The 16,207-nt window shown below is 59.8% G+C and carries 18 protein-coding genes and 4 tRNA genes; 8 read left to right on the top strand and 14 right to left on the bottom strand.

What is annotated here, in order from left to right; genetic code table 11:
- The 4 genes from JFU57_RS18290 to JFU57_RS18275 all read right to left on the bottom strand — a co-directional run bounded on the left by JFU57_RS18290 (position 1) and on the right by JFU57_RS18275 (position 4,254).
- The gene (locus tag JFU57_RS18290) at positions 1-978 is read right to left on the bottom strand and encodes an ABC transporter permease (protein ID WP_020300173.1); all 978 of its coding nucleotides are present in this window, start codon (positions 976-978) and stop codon (positions 1-3) included.
- The gene (locus JFU57_RS18285; protein ID WP_201130286.1) at positions 975-2,528 is read right to left on the bottom strand and encodes a sugar ABC transporter ATP-binding protein; all 1,554 of its coding nucleotides are present in this window, start codon (positions 2,526-2,528) and stop codon (positions 975-977) included. Before JFU57_RS18285 ends, JFU57_RS18290 begins: the two co-directional genes overlap by 4 nt.
- 57 nt (positions 2,529-2,585) lie before the next feature.
- A complete protein-coding gene (locus JFU57_RS18280) occupies positions 2,586-3,542 on the bottom strand; it encodes a sugar ABC transporter substrate-binding protein (RefSeq protein WP_201130285.1) in 957 nt (318 codons plus the stop codon).
- A 262-nt stretch (positions 3,543-3,804) separates the two neighbouring features.
- On the bottom strand, positions 3,805-4,254 hold the full coding sequence (locus tag JFU57_RS18275; RefSeq protein WP_201130284.1) for a hypothetical protein: 450 nt from the start codon (positions 4,252-4,254) through the stop codon (positions 3,805-3,807).
- Between the two features lie 333 nt (positions 4,255-4,587).
- Between JFU57_RS18275 and JFU57_RS18270 the strand changes: the two genes are divergently transcribed.
- From JFU57_RS18270 to JFU57_RS18260, 3 genes are all read left to right on the top strand, one after another.
- Positions 4,588-5,676 carry an asparaginase gene (locus tag JFU57_RS18270; RefSeq protein ID WP_020300178.1) on the top strand — a complete coding sequence of 363 codons (1,089 nt, stop codon included), beginning with the start codon at positions 4,588-4,590 and terminating at the stop codon, positions 5,674-5,676.
- Between the two features lie 215 nt (positions 5,677-5,891).
- Positions 5,892-6,143 (top strand): DUF1654 domain-containing protein, encoded by a 252-nt coding sequence (locus tag JFU57_RS18265; protein ID WP_078474028.1) that lies wholly within the window; start codon positions 5,892-5,894, stop codon positions 6,141-6,143.
- A 4-nt stretch (positions 6,144-6,147) separates the two neighbouring features.
- Positions 6,148-6,837 carry an endonuclease gene (locus tag JFU57_RS18260; protein WP_020300180.1) on the top strand — a complete coding sequence of 230 codons (690 nt, stop codon included), beginning with the start codon at positions 6,148-6,150 and terminating at the stop codon, positions 6,835-6,837.
- A 93-nt stretch (positions 6,838-6,930) separates the two neighbouring features.
- Here JFU57_RS18260 and JFU57_RS18255 read toward each other — a convergent pair whose 3' ends face one another.
- The gene (locus JFU57_RS18255) at positions 6,931-7,287 is read right to left on the bottom strand and encodes an SPOR domain-containing protein (protein ID WP_201132145.1); all 357 of its coding nucleotides are present in this window, start codon (positions 7,285-7,287) and stop codon (positions 6,931-6,933) included.
- 266 nt (positions 7,288-7,553) lie between these two features.
- Between JFU57_RS18255 and csrA the strand changes: the two genes are divergently transcribed.
- Together csrA and JFU57_RS18245 are read left to right on the top strand one after the other, a co-directional pair.
- Positions 7,554-7,748 (top strand): carbon storage regulator CsrA, encoded by a 195-nt coding sequence (gene csrA, locus JFU57_RS18250; protein WP_007920550.1) that lies wholly within the window; start codon positions 7,554-7,556, stop codon positions 7,746-7,748.
- A gap of 294 nt (positions 7,749-8,042) precedes the next feature.
- Positions 8,043-8,291, top strand: a complete 249-nt coding sequence (locus JFU57_RS18245; RefSeq protein WP_020300182.1) for a hypothetical protein — start codon at positions 8,043-8,045, stop codon at positions 8,289-8,291.
- On the opposite strand, the gene JFU57_RS18240 is transcribed toward JFU57_RS18245, so the two are convergent.
- From JFU57_RS18240 to JFU57_RS18230, 3 genes are all read right to left on the bottom strand, one after another.
- A complete protein-coding gene (locus JFU57_RS18240) occupies positions 8,288-8,725 on the bottom strand; it encodes a bleomycin resistance protein (protein ID WP_201130283.1) in 438 nt (145 codons plus the stop codon). The two genes, JFU57_RS18245 and JFU57_RS18240, sit on opposite strands and share 4 nt — an antisense overlap.
- 185 nt (positions 8,726-8,910) lie before the next feature.
- Positions 8,911-9,261, bottom strand: coding sequence for a hypothetical protein (locus JFU57_RS18235; RefSeq protein WP_078474025.1), 351 nt, complete (start codon positions 9,259-9,261; stop codon positions 8,911-8,913).
- A 90-nt stretch (positions 9,262-9,351) separates the two neighbouring features.
- On the bottom strand, positions 9,352-9,672 hold the full coding sequence (locus JFU57_RS18230) for a helix-turn-helix domain-containing protein (RefSeq protein WP_020300185.1): 321 nt from the start codon (positions 9,670-9,672) through the stop codon (positions 9,352-9,354).
- A gap of 314 nt (positions 9,673-9,986) precedes the next feature.
- Between JFU57_RS18230 and JFU57_RS18225 the strand changes: the two genes are divergently transcribed.
- Both JFU57_RS18225 and prfH read left to right on the top strand, forming a co-directional pair.
- Complete coding sequence (locus JFU57_RS18225) at positions 9,987-11,120, top strand: RNA ligase RtcB family protein (RefSeq protein ID WP_201130282.1); 1,134 nt, start codon at positions 9,987-9,989, stop codon at positions 11,118-11,120.
- Positions 11,120-11,737: a peptide chain release factor H gene (gene prfH / locus JFU57_RS18220; protein ID WP_201130281.1), complete on the top strand. Its 618-nt coding sequence runs from the start codon at positions 11,120-11,122 to the stop codon at positions 11,735-11,737. The genes JFU57_RS18225 and prfH overlap by 1 nt, the downstream gene beginning before the upstream one ends.
- A 169-nt stretch (positions 11,738-11,906) precedes the next feature.
- Here the strand turns inward: prfH and JFU57_RS18215 are convergent.
- Positions 11,907-11,983, bottom strand: a tRNA-Val gene (locus JFU57_RS18215).
- Positions 11,984-12,167: 184 nt separating this feature from the next.
- Here JFU57_RS18215 and JFU57_RS18210 point away from each other — a divergent pair.
- Entirely contained in the window at positions 12,168-13,451 is a 1,284-nt protein-coding gene (locus JFU57_RS18210; protein ID WP_201130280.1) for an NAD(P)/FAD-dependent oxidoreductase, read from the top strand.
- Positions 13,452-13,639: 188 nt separating this feature from the next.
- On the opposite strand, the gene JFU57_RS18205 is transcribed toward JFU57_RS18210, so the two are convergent.
- The 5 genes from JFU57_RS18205 to JFU57_RS18185 all read right to left on the bottom strand — a co-directional run bounded on the left by JFU57_RS18205 (position 13,640) and on the right by JFU57_RS18185 (position 16,190).
- A tRNA-Asp gene (locus JFU57_RS18205) sits at positions 13,640-13,716 on the bottom strand.
- 101 nt (positions 13,717-13,817) lie between these two features.
- A tRNA-Asp gene (locus JFU57_RS18200) sits at positions 13,818-13,894 on the bottom strand.
- Positions 13,895-13,953: 59 nt separating this feature from the next.
- Positions 13,954-14,029, bottom strand: a tRNA-Val gene (locus JFU57_RS18195).
- Between the two features lie 176 nt (positions 14,030-14,205).
- Entirely contained in the window at positions 14,206-14,973 is a 768-nt protein-coding gene (locus tag JFU57_RS18190) for an SDR family oxidoreductase (RefSeq protein ID WP_207202425.1), read from the bottom strand.
- 5 nt (positions 14,974-14,978) lie between these two features.
- A complete protein-coding gene (locus tag JFU57_RS18185) occupies positions 14,979-16,190 on the bottom strand; it encodes an O-succinylhomoserine sulfhydrylase (RefSeq protein ID WP_078474021.1) in 1,212 nt (403 codons plus the stop codon).
- Positions 16,191-16,207: the final 17 nt, after the last annotated feature.

Below are 16,207 nucleotides of genomic sequence, written 5' to 3'. Positions count from 1 at the left end.
TCAAACCCGCCGAAGTGCACGCTGACTGCGATAAGTATCCAGCACCACGGCAATCACGATGACCGCGCCGGTGATGATGCGTTTGGTCGGCTCAGACGCGCCGATTTGCGCAAGACCTGCAGCCAGCACAGAGATAATCAAAACGCCGAAGAAGGTGCTGATCACCGAACCACGCCCACCCATCAGGCTGGTGCCGCCAATCACCACCGCAGCGATGACCTGCAACTCCAGGCCGGAGCCCGCATTCGGGTCCGCCGCCTCCAGGCGTGAAATCTGGAACAGTGCCGCCACGCCAGCCAGCAACCCCATCAGACTGAACACCAGGATCTTGTAAGGCTTGGGGTTGATCCCCGCCAGGCGCACCGCTTCTTCGTTGGTGCCGATACCGATCAGGTAGCGACCGAACACGGTACGCGTCAGCACTGCCTGGGCGACGAAAATAATCAACAGGGCAATGATAAACGAGGGAGAAATGCCAAAGGCAATCGGATTCGACAGCCAGGCAAAGGCATCGCCGATGTAGGCAGTTCGCGAACCGGTCATCTGGTAGGCCACACCCCGGGCCATTTCCAGCACGCCGAGGGACACGATAAAGGACGGAATGCGCCAGGCCACGGTGATCGAACCGGTGATGGTTCCGGCCAGCGCCGCGCAGGCCATGCCCAACAAGGCGGCAGGCAGCACGCTCCAGCCCCAGCCGAGAATCGCCACGCTGACAGTCGACGCCGCCAGGGCCAGCACCGAACCCACCGACAGGTCGATGCCGCCGATGATCAGTACGAAGGTCATGCCCACCGCCAGCACCATCAGGTCGGGAATCTGGTTGGCCAGGGTGCTGAAGGTGTCATAGGACAGAAAATGACTGCTCAGGGTCGAGAACAGGATGATCATCGCCAGCAAGGCGCCCGCCAGGCCGAGGTAAGTCCCCAGGCCGTAATAGTTGCCGGCACGCTTGCCGGTTGCAGGTGCAGTTTTCATGGTGCATTCCTAGGCGCCGCTTCATTGAGCAACGCATCACGTTTTTGATAGCCGGCAAATGCGGCGGCAAGCAATTCATCCTGGGTCCAGCTGTCGCGCTCGAAGGTGTCGATCAGGCGCCCGGCGGACAGCACACCGATGCGATCACAGATCAACATCAGCTCGCGCAGATCACTGGAAACCACCACCAGCGCCTTGCCCTGGCGCGTCAACTCGCCGAGCAAGGCATAGATATCGAACTTGGCGCCGACGTCGATGCCGCGAGTCGGCTCATCAAACAGCAGTACCGAACAATCGCGCTCCAACCAGCGGCCGATGACCACCTTCTGCTGGTTGCCGCCCGAAAGCTCGCTGACCAGTTGTGCCGGTCCGGAGCTGCGGATACGCATGGCATCGATCTGCCGTTGTGCCAGCCGTGCCTCGCTCTGGCCGTTGACCAGCCCGGCACTGGAAATAGCCGGCATGTTGCCCAGGGCGATATTCGCTCCGATCGACTGGCTCAACAGCAGCCCCTCGCCCTTGCGGTCCTCGGTGATCAAGGCAATACCATGGGCCACCGCATCGGCAGGCGAGCGAACGCTCACCACCTGCTCCGCCGTACCCAAGGCCACCGTACCGCTGTCGGCTTTATCCGCGCCGAAGATCAGACGCAACAGCTCGGTACGCCCGGCCCCGATCAGACCGGAAATCCCGAAAATCTCGCCACTGCGCACGCTGAAGGAAACGTCATGCACCTTGTCCGAACGGCTCAGCCCCTTCACCGTCAACGCCGGGCCGCCAATCTGTCGTGGTCCCAGGTCGATGTGTTCGCCCAACTCGCGCCCCACCATCAGGTTGACCAGTTGCTCGCTGTTGTAATTGGCCATGGGCTCGACACAGACCAGGCAACCGTCGCGCAACACCGCAATGCGCTTTGCCACCCGCGCCAGTTCTTCCAGGCGATGGGAGATGTAAATGATCGACACGCCCCGGGCTTGCAGGCGGGTGATTTGCTCGAACAGCATTTCGACTTCCCGCGAGGTGAGCATCGCGGTCGGTTCGTCGAGAATCAGCACATGGCAATCGCCGATCAGGTTGCGGGCGATTTCCACCATTTGCTGGTGCCCGATGCCGAGTTCGCCGACCAGGGTGTCGGGGTCGATGGCGTCCAGCCCGACCTGGGCCATGGCCTCGATCGCCGCCTTGCGCAATTGCTTGCGGCTGATCCATCCGCCGCGACTGGGCAGGTTGTCGAGAAACAGGTTTTCCGCAACCGACAGGGTCGGCAGCAGGTTGAGCTCTTGCATGACCATGCGAATACCCAGGTCTTCGGCCTGAGTGCGGCTGCCAGGGCGATACGCCTGGCCATTGAACTGCATCTGCCCGGTGGTGGGCGTAACCAGGCCACCGATGATTTTCGACAGGGTGCTTTTGCCGGCGCCGTTTTCACCGGTCAGTGCCAGCACCTCACCGCGCATCAGCGTCAGATCGATGCCGGTCAGGACCGGTTGGACGTAGGTCTTGCCGATACCGCTGACCGTCAGGACAGCGTTCGCAGCGGAAACTGACATAGGAAACTCTCCATGCGCCCGCCCCTGTGGACGGACGCCGTTGTGCCGCCAGAATGACTACTTGGTGACGAGTTCAACCGGAGTTTCGATGACGCCGTTGGTGCCGCTGTCGACCTTCTCGCCCTTGAGGATTTTCAACGCAGTCTCGATGCCGAACACCGCCTGCTTGGCGGCAAACTGGTCGGCTGTCGCCAGTACTCGGCCGTCCTTGAGCATCGGCTTGATCGCGTTGATGTTGTCGTAGCCCACCACCTGGACCTTGCCCGCCTTGCCTGCTGCACGCACTGCCGAAACCGCACCGACGGCCATGCTGTCATTGCCGGCCAGCAGCGCCTTGATATTCGGGTACTCGCTGAGCATGGCCGACGCCACGCGGTTGCCGGCGTCGATTTCCCAATCACCGGACTGCAGGGAAACCACCTTGACCTGGGCCGCCTCCATCGCGTCCTTGAAGCCAGCGGTACGCTGCTGCGCGTTGGTGGTGGTGGACACGCCTTCGATGATCCCGACCTCATCACCGGCCTTCAATTGTTTGGCCAGGTACTCGCCCACCAGCCGCGCACCCTTGCGGTTATCAGGCCCGACAAAAGGCACGCTGATGTTTTTGCTCTTGAGCACTGCCGGATCGAGCTGGTTGTCGATGTTGATCACGGTGATGCCGGCATCCATGGCTTTTTTGATCACCGGCACCATGGCCTTGGAATCAGCCGGGGCAATCACCAGGGCGTTGACCTTGGACACGATCATCTGCTCGACGATACGGATCTGGTTGGCGGTGTCGGTTTCGTCCTTGATGCCGTTGGAGACCAGGTCGAAATCGGCGGGATGTTCTTTCTGATAAGCCTTGGCGCCATCTTCCATGGTCAGGAAGAACTCGTTGGCCAGGGACTTCATGACCAGGGCGACCTTGGGTTTTTGAGCGGTATCGGCGTAGGCCGAAGAGAAAGGAAGCGCAGCGGATGCCGCGGCCAGGATAGCGACAGCGAGAAGACGTCCAGCAAATGGCAGCTTCATGGATTGACTCCGATCTTATGATTATTGTGAGCAGCGCCTGCAAGGTTAGAAGCTTTGACGATCGCCACCGCTGACAACGGCAATCAACGCGCGCTTCAAGGAATGAAAGTCACCCCTTGAATACCTCGCAAACGTTTGCGGAAATCAACTATGCGAACGCTACGGCGTTTTGTCAACGCATAACCCTATCGTCGGAGAATCCTCGACACCCCCGCTCCAACATGCCGAAAACCCTCTTTCGAGGGTCGGCACTGGCACTTTTTCAGGCGGTGGTGCTAATCACTGAGCCGGAGGATGAGCCTTTGCTCAGCTCCGTGACCAAACGGCCCGAGACGTCCAGCAGCGCGCCATTGGTATCGGCAATCTGACCTTGAACCGCCATCACCATGGTCTGCTTCGCTTCGGGAGTCGGATAGTTGGCCGCCTGGGCCGCTGCCAGTTGTTGCTGCTGTTGCTTGAGCTGCTCCTGCAACTCCTGCATGCGCTTGAGCAGTATCTGCACCACGATGCTGTTGCCACCGCCATCGGAACCTTGGGCAGAACCTTCTTCAGCCTGCGACGCCCCACCCGCCTTGACCTTGTCCTGGTCATCGGTGCCCAGGACCTGTGACGCCGTATCGGCAGTCGCCTTGCTCAACGCGTCGATGGTGGCCGGCGACTTGCCATTGATGGTGATCGCACCGGCACTTGGGAAACCGATTGAAAAAGACATGTGAACTCCTGAAAAAATATCCTTTGAACGGCATCGACCGGCCAGGCCGATTCTTTAGCCTGTGGCAAAACGCTATTAGCGGACACGGGCCGTTTTCGGATTGCCGAACAAAGCAATCGCCAAATGTTCGGAAACCCGGACAAGGTTCCACGTCGATCAAATAACAACTGAAATAAAATTGATATAAATCAGTAACTTAAAATACTTACCGAGCCAATGTGACGCTGGTACAGATCCTGCTCCCTCCTCATCGCCCCACGGCATTCAGATCTGCCGCCGGGGTGTTTCTAGATGAACTTGCACCAGCACCGTCTCACCACTAGAGAGAAAATAATGAAATCTGCCTTCAATACCTTCGTTCCGGGCGCTTTGGCCCTGCTCCTGCTCCTGCCTACTGCACTGCAAGCAAAAGAAGCCGAGACCCAACAGAAACTGGCCAACGTCGTGGTCCTTGCCACCGGCGGCACCATTGCCGGCGCTGGCGCCAGCGCCGCCAACAGCGCCACTTACCAGGCCGCCAAGGTGGGTATCGAACAACTGATCGCCGGGATTCCGGAACTGAGCACGCTGGCCAACGTACGTGGCGAGCAAGTCATGCAGATCGCCTCCGAAAGCATCACCAACGACAACCTGCTGCAACTGGGCCGTCGTGTCGCCGAACTGGCCGACAGCAAGGACGTCGATGGCATCGTGATCACCCACGGTACCGACACCCTGGAAGAAACCGCCTACTTCCTCAACCTCGTGGAAAAAACCGACAAGCCAATCGTCGTGGTCGGCTCCATGCGTCCAGGCACCGCCATGTCGGCTGACGGCATGCTCAACCTGTACAACGCCGTGGCTGTTGCCGGCAGCAAGAACGCTCGCGGCAAGGGCGTACTGGTCACCATGAACGACGAGATCCAGTCGGGTCGTGATGTCAGCAAAATGATCAACATCAAGACCGAAGCCTTCAAGAGCCCATGGGGCCCGCTGGGCATGGTGGTCGAAGGCAAATCCTACTGGTTCCGCCTGCCAGCCAAGCGCCACACCATGGATTCGGAATTCGACATCAAGAACATCAAGAGCCTGCCTGACGTCGAAATCGCCTACGGCTACGGCAACGTGAGCGACACCGCCTACAAAGCCCTGGCCCAAGGCGGCGCCAAAGCCATCATCCACGCCGGCACCGGCAACGGTTCGGTGTCTTCGCGGGTTGTGCCGGCCCTGCAGGAACTGCGCAAGAATGGCGTGCAGATCATTCGCTCGTCCCACGTCAATGCCGGCGGCTTTGTCCTGCGCAACGCAGAACAGCCTGACGACAAGTACGACTGGGTCGTCGCCCATGATCTGAATCCACAGAAAGCCCGCATCCTGGCCATGGTTGCCCTGACCAAGACTCAGGACAGCAAAGAGCTGCAACGGATGTTCTGGGAATACTGATAGCACTCGCCCGACCTTCCCTGGTCGGGCACCCTGCCGCTTGCACGCCCGGGCAAGCGGCACACCCCTCCTCCCGCCCGCCGCAATAAAAAATCCCCACGATTTCAGACAAATCGGAAAAAGTGCTGTCAGAAGATTTTCTTGAATTTTAAGCAGTTGCGAAATTGCCTACAGTTAAATACTGTACGCACGTACAGCTTAATAAGGATTACTCCGTGGCCAAGTCTTCTGCTGCAAGCAATACCCCGCCAGGCTCCTACGAACGGATGGGGCTACGCGTTCAAAAAATCATCAACTCCCCTACCGCACAAAAGGCCAAAGCCGCACTGATCTTCCGCCTTGAAGATGAGCCTGCGGACGAATGGGCGCGTCTATTGGAGGAAATTGCTGAAAACGACAACGTCACCCTGGCCTATCGGGACGACGGCGGCGTGCAGATTTTCTGGGTCGTGCCGAAGGAAGATTGAGTCGATGATTGTCCGCTGTCTGGTTTTTTTGCTGTTCTGCGTTGCCCTCAATGCCCAAGCCGATGCGCCAAGTACGTTCAGCCAAGCGAAAAAGGTCGCCTGGAAGCTCTACGCCCCGCAATCCACCGAGTTCTACTGTGGCTGTAAATACAACGGCAATCGGGTGGACCTTGCGGCGTGCGGTTACATACCGCGCAAGAACGCCAATCGCGCAGCCCGTATCGAGTGGGAGCACATTGTCCCGGCCTGGCAGATTGGCCACCAGCGCCAATGCTGGCAACAGGGCGGACGCAAGAACTGCACCCGCACCGACAAGATCTACCAGCGCGCCGAGGCAGACCTGCACAACCTGGTGCCGAGCATCGGCGAGGTGAATGGCGACCGCAATAACTTCAGCTTTGGCTGGCTGCCGGAGAAAACCGGGCAATACGGCTCATGCCTGACCCAGGTCGATTTCAAGGCGAAGAAGGTCATGCCGCGCCCTTCGATTCGCGGAATGATCGCCCGTACTTATTTCTACATGAGCAAGCAATACGGTCTGAACCTGTCCAAGCAGGACCGCCAGCTGTATGAAGCCTGGAACAAGACCTACCCGGTCCAGGCCTGGGAACGCCAGCGCAATCAAAGCGTGGGCTGCGTGATGGGCCACGGTAACGATTTTGTTGGCCCGGTGGATCTGAAAGCCTGCGGCTAGCCTTCAGCGCCAAGGCCTCGCCGGTTCTGCGAGGCCTGGATCCAACCTTTCAGGCGAGGTTGCCGACCGTGCCTGTCGTCAGCCCCTTCAAGCTCACTGCGTTGCCCGGTGCTCGATCACCGTTGCATTGACGTTGCGCTTCTTGGCCTTGGCCAACTTCTCCTCGAGCTCGGCCTTTTTCGCCTCGGCTTCAGCCTGGGAGTTGAACGGCCCAACCAGAATCAATTGCTTGCCGTCCTGCATCACCACGCTAGAGATGATGCCGTGCTCGATCAGCCAGCCGGTCATATCGCTCACCGCCTGCGGCAGATCGCTACCCACCAGCACGTCCCACTGCGGGGTCGCCGCCTCTTGTACCTGTTGGGCCTGGGCCGGCGCAGCGGGCTTATTGCCGGCGTCTGCCACCTTGCCTTCGCCGCAGCCAGCCAAGGCCAATACCGCAACCATCATCGCTACTGTGCGCACAACCTACCCCTTAAAATTCTGAGGCGGCGATTTTAACACTGCCGGCTGCCAGGTCACTGCCACAAAAACAGGCCGAAACAGGGAGAATCATGTTTATCGCCTCTGTATAGTTGCACCCTGGGAATTAATACATCGTCTGCGCGTCAGAAAAGAGGCACCCACTCAGTGGAACTTCGCACTAATCTATACATACGACCGATATCTGCACTGTCTGAAATCAGGTGCCCTACTACGCAATCAAGGAGAAGCTCATGCTGATACTCACCCGCAAAGTCGGTGAAAGCATAAACATCGGTGACGACATTACGATCACCATCCTGGGCGTCAGCGGCCAGCAAGTCCGGATCGGCATCAACGCCCCCAAAGACGTAGCCGTACACCGTGAAGAGATCTATCAACGGATCCAGGCCGGGCTTACCGCTCCGGACAAACGCGAAACACCTTGAGCTTGATGAGTTGCCAGCCCTTTGTCTGACCACAATGGCTGGCGCTGGACTCAGTCTCATTCCCTCCCTGCTTCGCTAGCGCCCCCTTCCTGCAACTCGACCTGAAAAGCGCAAGGCCCTGTCCTTTTGCGCCCAAGGCACGCGGCTGCCTGCACCACCGGCAATTAGCCACCTTTGTATAAATGCCCAGTAACGCATGGCGCTGTCGCAGGAGTAGCTTTCAGCTATCGCACGTACGCGAGTCAGCCAGCGTCAACGACGCCAGTCGATGCCTTATGAACCAGGAGCAGTTTGATGCAAGAGTTCGCTTATCTGCTGATCACCAATGACCCGAATGCGATGAGAACCGTTGCCGCGTGCTCCACAGAAGGCCTGTACCAGGTCAAGCGTGGCATTTTCACGTTCCGCTCCAGGGCTAATGTCGACTTCCTGCACCGCGCCCTCTCCATCATCAGCGATGAATTCGGCATCATTCCGGTGCAGCAGGCTGAGTACAAAACCAATCGCGACACGGTCTGCAAAGCCTTCAGCCAGCTTTCCTAGGCAGCCCCGCCCTCCACTGGCTTGAACCCCAGGTCCTGAGTGAAGCGCAACAGATAACCATCAGGATCGAGCAGCAAACAGTTCAGTTCCCCATGCAACAGGGCATCGTGGCGATACCAGCGCTCCTCGATTTCCTTGCGCAATGGGTAACCGGCGTCGGCCAGGGCTTGAACCAACACTGCAAGGTCAGGGCATTCGATCGACAGGTTCATACCGCGCCCAAACGGCTGCTCCAGTGGACCGACGCGCCATGGGGACGTTTCGCCATCGTCCTGCTCCAACATCAGCTGGCTGCCATGGAACGACAAAAAGGCAAACAGGTGCTCCGGACGCTCGTATTCGACCTTGAACCCCAGCACATCGCGGTAAAACGTCAGACTCCGCTGCAAGTCACTGACGAGCATCTCCGGAACCAGGGCATTCATCACAAACATCGGCTGCGTCCATTCAGGTAAATTCAAGGGGCGAGCCTACAACCCCCGACCCGGCTTACGCAGCCCCCGCTTACCAATGTTCACAACTGATTAAAACTTCGCAACAGATGACGCGGTGAAGCCCCCCATTGCATCAGGCATAAAAAAGGCGCCTCAACCGAGACGCCTTTGGGTCCTGCGACGCGTTACAAGCACGTACCCAGGGCCGCGAGCCTGCGCTTGGCGATCCAGTCGTCGTGAAGCGCGTAGTAACTGACGCTGGTGCCCGAAGCCTGCACCTGGATATCGGCAAAGGACTCCGCGGAACGCGTATAGACCGTGTACCCACCGCCTTTGCGTGGCTCCAGATAGGCAGCAGCATCGACGCCGAAGACCGCCTCGTCCTGCCAGGCAAACTGCACGCACTGCGCTACCAGTTGATCGGCCTTGGCCGAAGAGAGCACCCGCGAAGGACTCTTGGAGCGCGCTTCATTCATTGCCGAACTCGCGCATCCCGCAAGCAACGCCGCGGCGATCATCGCCATTAACACCCGCATGATGCTACCTCGTGCTGAAAAACCGAGAGTATCGCCCACCCTGGAGCCGGCAGATACCACACAGCCAGAAAAACCCCTGGCGACCCGCGCTCAGCACTCCGCCAGGGATGAGGCCAGTTGGGCGATGGCCTCCTGATCGTCCTCGCCCAGGCTGCGGTAATGCTCGATGATCCGGCTTTCCTCCGCACTCAGTTGGCCGTCCGACAGCTTCGAACGCTCACCGGTCAGGACATACAGCAAATCCACGCCCTTGCGCCCCACCGCCATCAGATAATCCGACTTGGGCAGCCGCTCGCCGCTCTCGTAACGACCCTGGGCATTGGCCTCAACCCCGCCAATGGCACCGAACTCTTGCTGGGAAAGACCAAGCGCCTTGCGCTCCTCTTTCAACCGTTCTCCAAACTTGTCCATGGAATTCCTCATTCATGACGCAACACGATTAGGACCCTGCGCCGTCCCAAACGTGCCCTTTTCCAACCCCGGGTCTCGCCCGGAACAGCCGCCCACCGACAAAAATCCGCGACAACCATTGCCAGATTCGCGAACGCGGATTAATCTGCGCGCCCTTCCCACACTTTCGCAAAGGAGATCCACCATGAAATACCTGATCGCTCTTTGCAGGACGTGCCTGGTTTAAACGCTATACCCGCTAGTTTCTAGCGCCTCGCTTACTCCGGATCCGCCCTGCCACTTACCTGAATATTTTCTCCAATCAGGAATTGGACATGGACAATTGCATCCGCAATTTGTCGGCCGGCGTATCACTTATCGCCTCCGACAGCACCTGGATCGAAGACAAAGCGATCCAGCAACTTCAAACGACTGCACAACTGCCCGGCATGCGCCGCGTGGTCGGCATGCCTGACCTGCACCCAGGTCGCGGCTATCCGGTAGGTGCAGCCTTCTTTTCCAGCGAAACCCTTTACCCGGCACTGGTGGGCAATGACATCGGTTGCGGCATGACGCTGTGGCAGACGGACATCCCGAGCGCCCGACTGAACCTGGATAAGCTGGAAAAGAAAATCGGCAACATCGACACCGCCCTGGATGAGCAATGGCAGGAGGAACTGGCGCAGTTGGCGCTGGCCGCCACCGGCCACGAACACTCCCTGGGCACCATCGGCGGCGGCAATCATTTCGCCGAGCTGCAACAGATCGACGAGGTTCATGACAGCGATGCCATGGACACCCTGGGCCTGGACCGGCGCTCGCTGCTGATGCTGGTTCACAGCGGCTCGCGCGGCCTGGGCGAAGCCATTCTGCGCCGGCATGTCGATCAACACGGCCATGCCGGTATCGCGGTCGACAGCCCGGCCGGCGTCGACTACCTGCAACGCCATGACGAAGCCCTGCGCTTTGCCGAAGCCAACCGCCGGCTGATTGCGGAGCGCATCCTGGTCAATCTGCGGGCGAAAGGCCGCAGCGCGCTGGATATCAACCACAACCTGGTATCGCCCGGCAGCGTCGACGGCGAAGCCGGCTGGATCCACCGCAAGGGCGCCACACCGTCCGATCAGGGCGTGGTGGTCATCCCCGGCTCCCGCGGTGACTACAGCTACCTGGTGCAGCCCATCCCGCTTGCCAGCAGCCTGTACTCCCTGGCCCATGGCGCCGGCAGGAAGTGGATTCGCGGCGACTGCAAGGGTCGCCTGGCGGCGCGCTTCAGCTTCGATCAGCTCAAGCGCACCAGCCTCGGCAGCCGAGTGATCTGCGAAGATCGCGCCCTGATGTACGAAGAGGCTCCAGAAGCCTACAAGGCCATCGACAGCGTGGTCGGCAGCCTGCGTGACGCAGGCCTGCTGCACATCATCGCGCGACTCAAGCCGGTGCTGACCTACAAACGCCGGGGGTGCTGCTGATGGTTCTGTTACAGCTGTCATCGGCACAGGGGCCGGCCGAGTGTGAATTGGCCGTGACCAAGGCCCTGCAAAGGCTGCATGACGAAGCCGAAACCCAGGCGGTCAGTCTGTGCGTGATAGAGCGCGAACCCGGCTGGCATAACGGCACCTGCAAGTCGGTACTGGTCGGCCTTGATGGCGACAATGCCAAGGCGCTTGCCGGACGCTGGACCGGCACCCTGCTCTGGAGCTGCAAGAGCCATTACCGACCCGGGCACAAGCGCAAGAACTGGTTCTTCGCCGGCCAGGTCTTCAACGCCCCGCAAGGCAACCAGGAGAGCCAGATACGCTTCGAAACCATGCGCTCTTCAGGACCCGGCGGCCAGCATGTGAACAAGACCGACTCGGCGGTGCGCGCCACTCACCTGGCTTCAGGGATCAGCGTCAAGGTCCAGTCCGGGCGCAGCCAGCACGACAACAAGCGCCTGGCAGTGCTGCTGATTCAGCAGCGCCTCGCAGGCCTTGAGCAGGAAGCCCACAACACCCTGCGCCTGCAGCGCCGGGACTCCCACCACAAGGTCGAGCGGGGCAACGCTGTAAGGTCGTTTGCCGGCCCGACATTCATCCCCCAGGACTGACCACCATCGACCAGAGCCGCCATAAAGGCGGCTCTGCTCCAATCCCGGTGATTGGTAGCGAATGCCAATGGGGAAATCAATGAATGAGGGCTTTGCAAATCCCAGACAACAAAAAAGGGCCCACCTTTCGGTGAGCCCTTCTAGACCGCCCAGCAGAGCGGATTTTGTTTGGTAGGCGCGATTGGACTCGAACCAACGACCCCCACCATGTCAAGGTGGTGCTCTAACCAACTGAGCTACGTGCCTGCTGTGAGGCGGCATTCTACGGAATTCCGGAGGGGTGTCAACACCTTTTTTGCAGCTAAGCCTATGAATATGCGAATTATTTAATTTTTTAGTGGCGAGCAAGACTTTATCAGCGGCTGGCAGCCGATTTTCAACTCAGGTACGATCGGCGCACTCGTAAAATATATTAAACAGAGGCTGCAGGATGGCGAACACTCCCTACCCAGAATCCTATTACGCAGCGTCGGCCAACGCCGTGCCAGAACGCCCTTCACTGCAGGGCGAGGTAGAAACCGATGTCTGTGTGATCGGTGCCGGCTATACCGGTTTGTCGAGCGCGTTGTTTCTACTGGAAAACGGTTTTCGCGTAACAGTACTGGAGGCGGCCAAAGTCGGCTTTGGCGCCTCGGGCCGCAATGGCGGGCAGATCGTCAACAGCTACAGCCGCGATATCGATGTGATCGAACGCAGCGTCGGCCCCAAGCAGGCGCAGCTGCTAGGGCAAATGGCCTTTGAGGGCGCAAGGATCATTCGCGAACGCGTGGCCAAGTACCACATTCAGTGCGACCTGAAGGACGGCGGCGTGTTTGCCGCCCTGACCAGCAAGCAGATGGACCACCTGGAGTCGCAGAAGCGCTTGTGGGAGCGCTACGGCCATAGCCAACTGGAACTGCTGGACCAACGCCGCATCCGCGAAGTCGTGGCCTGTGATCAATACCTGGGCGGCATGCTCGACATGAGTGGCGGGCACATCCACCCGCTGAACCTGGCCCTGGGCGAAGCGGCAGCCGTGGAGTCCCTGAGCGGCACTATTTATGAGCAATCCCCGGCCCTGCGCATCGAGCGCGGCGCCAATCCGGTGGTGCACACGCCACAGGGCAAGGTCAGGACCAAGTTCATCATCGTCGCGGGCAATGCCTATCTGGGCAACCTGATTCCGGAACTGGCCGCAAAGTCCATGCCTTGCGGCACCCAGGTCATCACCACCGAACCCTTGAGCGACGAACTGGCGAACAGCCTGCTGCCCCAGGACTATTGCGTCGAAGACTGCAATTACCTGCTGGACTACTACCGCCTTTCTGCGGACAAGCGCCTGATCTTCGGCGGCGGCGTGGTCTACGGCGCCCGCGACCCGGCCAATATCGAAGCCATCATCCGACCGAAGATGCTCAAGGCCTTCCCCCAACTCCAAAACGTCAAGATCGATTACGCCTGGACCGGCAACTTCCTGCTGACCCTCTCGCGACTGCCACAAGTCGGACGCCTGGGCGACAACATCTATTACTCCCAGGGCTGTAGCGGCCACGGCGTGACGTACACCCACCTGGCGGGCAAGGTCCTGGCCGAAGCCCTGCGCGGCCAGGCAGAGCGCTTTGACGCCTTTGCCGACCTGCCGCACTACCCCTTCCCTGGCGGTCAGCTGCTGCGCACTCCATTTACCGCCCTGGGCGCCTGGTACTACAGCCTGCGGGACAAATACGGTTTCTAAACTCCCACAAAAAACCCCGCCAAACAGGCGGGGTTTTCATGTGTGCGGCAGAACCAAAAAACGCGACTGACATTCCAAATATCGAAAACAAAAAACCCCGGTCTTTCGACCAGGGTCTTTGCTATCAATCCGAAGCACCTGTGGCGTCTTCGTAGCTTCAAGGCGTTCAGTGGGCCTTGAGGCAGATATGGCGCAGCGGACGGGACTCGAACCCGCGACCCCCGGCGTGACAGGCCGGTATTCTAACCGACTGAACTACCGCTGCGTATCGCTTGGACTTGCGTCCATTTGAACCTTTTAAATCGTCGGACTGATCAGCTTCGAGGCTTTTCAATCTCAAGCCAGGCGAACCTGACTTGGAAAATATGGCGCAGCGGACGGGACTCGAACCCGCGACCCCCGGCGTGACAGGCCGGTATTCTAACCGACTGAACTACCGCTGCGCGTCGGTTGGAGGCTTCCTTGGAAGCTTCCGCCTTTCTTTCGAAAGACACTCAAGAAGTGGTGGGTGATGACGGGATCGAACCGCCGACCCTCTGCTTGTAAGGCAGATGCTCTCCCAGCTGAGCTAATCACCCTTTGCTTCGTTGAGGCCGCGAAATTTACGCAGATACCGAAGCTAAGTCAATAGCAGCGTTGGAGTTTTTTTCAAAAACAGCTGAGAGCAGCTAGCTTCAAGCTGCAAGAAAAAGCAGCAACAAGGGATACTGCTCACCCCTGCTTGCCGCTTGCAGCTAAAAGCTTGTCGCTGCTCTTATTCCTGATAAATCATTTTCTTGGTCATGCCGCCGTCGACCACGAACTCCTGGCCCGTGACGAACCCGGCGTTCTTCGACAACAGCCAGGCCACCATCGCCGCAACGTCCTCGACCGTCCCGACCCTGCCCGCGGGGTGCTGAGCATGATCAAGATCACTCAACGGCTGCGCACGGCGCGCTGCCGGGTCACGTGCGTCGATCCAGCCCGGACTGACCGCATTGACGCGGATTTCCGGACCCAGGCTGATAGCCAAGGCATGGGTCAAGGCCAGCAACCCACCCTTACTCGCCGCGTAAGCCTCGGTATCGGGCTCGGACTGGCCGGCGCGGGTCGAGGCCAGATTGACGATGGCGCCACCGTGAGCGCGCAGGTAAGGCGCACAGTGCTTGGCCAACAGCATCGGCCCACTGAGGTTCACCGCCAGTACACGGTTCCAGTACGCCAGATCGAGGCTTTCCAGGGTGATATTGCGCGGATCGGCCACGGCCGCGTTGCACACCAGCGCATCGAGCCGACCAAACTGGCCGAGCACTTGCGCCACACCCTGGGCCACCTGCTTTTCGTCCGAGACATCCATGGCGATAAAGCAGGCGCTCTCCCCCATGACCTCGACCACCTTGGCGCCGCGCGCGCGATCAAGGTCGGTCAATACCACTTGCCAGCCCTCGCTGATCAGCCAGGCGGCGATCCCCAGGCCAATGCCCCGTGCCGCGCCGGTGACCAGCGCAACGCGACCATTGGCACTGCCCTGCTGCGAGGACAACTCGATCACAAGGCGGCCAGGCCGCGAGCCAGGTCGGCTTGCAGGTCGGCAACGTCTTCGAGCCCCACAGCGACCCGGATCAGACTGTCGCGAATGCCCGCCGCTTCACGCTCCTGCGGCGCCAGGCGACCGTGAGAGGTGGTGCTCGGGTGAGTGATGGTCGTTTTGCTGTCACCCAGGTTGGCGGTAATAGAGATCAGGCGCGTGGCATCGATAAAGCGCCAGGCACCGTCTTTGCCACCCTTGACTTCAAAACTGACCACCGCCCCGAATCCACGCTGCTGACGCTTGGCGAGCTCATATTGCGGATGGCTTGGCAGGCCGGCGTAGTGCACCTTCTCGATGCCATCCTGCTGCTCCAGCCACTGCGCCAAGGCCAAGGCATTGGCGCAGTGGGCACGCATGCGCAGGCTGAGGGTTTCGAGCCCCTTGAGGAAGATCCAGGCATTGAACGGACTCAGGGTCGGCCCTGCGGTACGCAGGAAACCCACCACTTCTTTCATCTGCTCACCACGGCCGGCCACCACGCCGCCCATGCAACGGCCCTGGCCGTCGATGAACTTGGTCGCCGAATGCACCACCACGTCGGCACCCAGCTTCAATGGCTGTTGCAACGCAGGCGTGCAGAAACAGTTGTCGACCACCAGCATCGCACCCTTGGCGTGAGCCACTTCGGCCAGCGCGGCGATATCCACCAGCTCTGCCAGGGGATTGGACGGTGATTCGACAAACAGCAATTTGGTATTGGCCTTGATTGCCGCATCCCAGCCGGACAGGTCCGCCAGGGGCACGTAATCGACTTCGATGCCAAAACGCTTGAAGTACTTTTCAAACAGACTGATGGTCGAGCCGAATACGCTACGCGACACCAGCACATGATCGCCCGCGCTGCACAGACTCATCACCACCGACAGAATGGCAGCCATGCCGGTAGCCGTGGCCACCGCCTGCTCGGCACCTTCCAGGGCGGCGATGCGCTCTTCGAAGGCACGCACGGTCGGGTTGGTGTAGCGCGAATAGACGTTGCCTGGCACTTCGCCAGCGAACCGCGCGGCCGCATCGGCGGCCGTACGGAACACATAGCTTGAGGTGAAGAACATCGGGTCACCGTGCTCGCCTTCCGGCGTACGGTGCTGGCCGGCACGTACGGCCAGGGTGTCGAAAGCTACGCCATCAAGGTCGCTGTCCAGCCGACCGGCATCCCAATCCTGACTCATGCCGCCTACTCCTCAAG

Origin of the sequence: Pseudomonas sp. TH07 (assembly GCF_016651285.1) — a bacterium.
In the GTDB taxonomy this organism is placed as follows: Bacteria; Pseudomonadota; Gammaproteobacteria; order Pseudomonadales; family Pseudomonadaceae; genus Aquipseudomonas.
Note: the sequence above shows the minus strand (reverse complement) of the source record. Positions and strands in the feature narration are given on the sequence as shown.

Bases quoted from the DNA above. Each gene is read 5' to 3' on its own strand.
- JFU57_RS18275 (WP_201130284.1), bottom strand. From the start codon at position 4,254: ATGTCTTTTTCAATCGGTTTCCCAAGTGCCGGTGCGATCACCATCAAT.
- JFU57_RS18285 (WP_201130286.1), bottom strand. From the start codon at position 2,528: ATGTCAGTTTCCGCTGCGAACGCTGTCCTGACGGTCAGCGGTATCGGC.
- JFU57_RS18230 (WP_020300185.1), bottom strand. From the start codon at position 9,672: ATGGACAAGTTTGGAGAACGGTTGAAAGAGGAGCGCAAGGCGCTTGGT.
- JFU57_RS18240 (WP_201130283.1), bottom strand. From the start codon at position 8,725: ATGTTTGTGATGAATGCCCTGGTTCCGGAGATGCTCGTCAGTGACTTG.
- JFU57_RS18255 (WP_201132145.1), bottom strand. From the start codon at position 7,287: ATGATGGTTGCGGTATTGGCCTTGGCTGGCTGCGGCGAAGGCAAGGTG.
- JFU57_RS18235 (WP_078474025.1), bottom strand. From the start codon at position 9,261: ATGCGGGTGTTAATGGCGATGATCGCCGCGGCGTTGCTTGCGGGATGC.
- prfH (WP_201130281.1), top strand. From the start codon at position 11,120: ATGGTTCTGTTACAGCTGTCATCGGCACAGGGGCCGGCCGAGTGTGAA.
- JFU57_RS18185 (WP_078474021.1), bottom strand. From the start codon at position 16,190: ATGAGTCAGGATTGGGATGCCGGTCGGCTGGACAGCGACCTTGATGGC.
- JFU57_RS18270 (WP_020300178.1), top strand. From the start codon at position 4,588: ATGAAATCTGCCTTCAATACCTTCGTTCCGGGCGCTTTGGCCCTGCTC.
- JFU57_RS18280 (WP_201130285.1), bottom strand. From the start codon at position 3,542: ATGAAGCTGCCATTTGCTGGACGTCTTCTCGCTGTCGCTATCCTGGCC.
- csrA (WP_007920550.1), top strand. From the start codon at position 7,554: ATGCTGATACTCACCCGCAAAGTCGGTGAAAGCATAAACATCGGTGAC.
- JFU57_RS18210 (WP_201130280.1), top strand. From the start codon at position 12,168: ATGGCGAACACTCCCTACCCAGAATCCTATTACGCAGCGTCGGCCAAC.
- JFU57_RS18245 (WP_020300182.1), top strand. From the start codon at position 8,043: ATGCAAGAGTTCGCTTATCTGCTGATCACCAATGACCCGAATGCGATG.
- JFU57_RS18225 (WP_201130282.1), top strand. From the start codon at position 9,987: ATGGACAATTGCATCCGCAATTTGTCGGCCGGCGTATCACTTATCGCC.
- JFU57_RS18260 (WP_020300180.1), top strand. From the start codon at position 6,148: ATGATTGTCCGCTGTCTGGTTTTTTTGCTGTTCTGCGTTGCCCTCAAT.
- JFU57_RS18290 (WP_020300173.1), bottom strand. From the start codon at position 978: ATGAAAACTGCACCTGCAACCGGCAAGCGTGCCGGCAACTATTACGGC.